The following is a 1,283-nucleotide window of genomic DNA, read 5'->3' as shown; positions in this document are numbered from 1 at the left end:
ACGACGGAATGATCGGTCGTGACCTGGGCGAGGCCGCCGTCGCGGAAGAGATAGACCCGCGAGTCGCCGATGTTGAGGGTCACCCACGTGGGCTCGGGGGTGGAGGTGTCGAGGTAGACCCCGGTCACCGTCGTCCCCGTGCCGTCATCGGTGGCTTCGGGGTGCGAGGCGATGTCGCCGACGGCCTTGGAAAGCGCCTTCTCGATGTTCTTCGGGCTGACCTCGCCTTTGCCGACCATCGATTCGAGGCGTGCGATCGTGCTGCTGCTGGCGATCTCACCGCCGATGTGGCCACCCATCCCGTCGGCGACCACGAACAGCGGATAGCGAGCGAGGACGGCATCCTGATTGATCTCTCGCCGACGGCCCGTATGGGTCAGCTCCGCCCACTGCAGGTCGACGGCACCGTCCGCGAGCGGGATGGTGCGCGAGTGAGTCGCGGCTTCGGGCACGGTCCCACTCTAGTGGACGGGTCGGGGCTGCACCCCGCCGACAGGCTGCGAAGCGGCGGCGTCGGCCTCGTCGTCGACCGGAGCCTCGAACTGGGCATCGTAGAGGCGGCGGTACGCGCCGTGGGCGGCGAGCAGCTGCTCGTGGGTGCCCTGTTCGACGATCGTGCCGTTCTCCATGACGAGGATGAGGTCGGCGTCGCGAATCGTCGACAGGCGATGCGCGATGACGAACGCGGTGCGGTCGGCCCGCAGCCGCGACATGGCGCGCTGGATGAGCAACTCGGTGCGTGTGTCGACCGAACTCGTCGCCTCATCGAGGATCAGGATCCTCGGATCCGCCAGGAACGCGCGGGCGATCGTGATCAGCTGCCGCTCCCCCGCCGACAGATTCGTCGCTTCGTCGTCGAGCACGGTGTCGTAGCCGTCGGGCAGGGCGTGCACGAAACGATCGACGTACGCGGCCGTCGCTGCCTCGACGATGTCCTCCTCGGAGGCGTCGGGTCTGCCGTAGGCGATGTTCTCGCGAATGGTTCCGGAGAACAGCCAGGTGTCTTGCAGCACCATGCCCGTGCGTGCGCGCAGGTCGTCCCGGGTCATCCGCCGAGTGTCCAGCCCGCCCAGGGCGATGACACCGGCATCCACGTCGTAGAAGCGCATGATCAGGTTCACCAGCGTCGTCTTGCCGGCGCCCGTGGGACCGACGATGGCGACGGTGCTGCCCGGGCGGGCGTGCATCGACAGCCCGTCGATCAGGGGCTTGTCAGATGCATAGCGGAACGAGACGTCCTCGAAGGCCAGGTCTGACTCTAGAGGATCCCCGGGACCGAGCTC

The 1,283-nt window shown here is 67.7% G+C and carries 2 protein-coding genes; both read right to left on the bottom strand.

What is annotated here, in order from left to right:
• Positions 1-452, bottom strand: a 452-nt coding sequence (locus I5I_RS02330; protein WP_036316044.1) for a PP2C family protein-serine/threonine phosphatase, incomplete at its 3' end; no start/stop codon positions are given.
• 9 nt (positions 453-461) lie between these two features.
• Positions 462-1,283, bottom strand: an 822-nt coding sequence (locus I5I_RS02325) for an ABC transporter ATP-binding protein (RefSeq protein ID WP_036316042.1), incomplete at its 5' end; no start/stop codon positions are given.

Source organism: Microbacterium sp. B24, from assembly GCF_000333415.1.
Taxonomy (GTDB): domain Bacteria; phylum Actinomycetota; class Actinomycetes; order Actinomycetales; family Microbacteriaceae; genus Microbacterium.
This window is presented reverse-complemented; position numbering and strand designations above follow the sequence as displayed.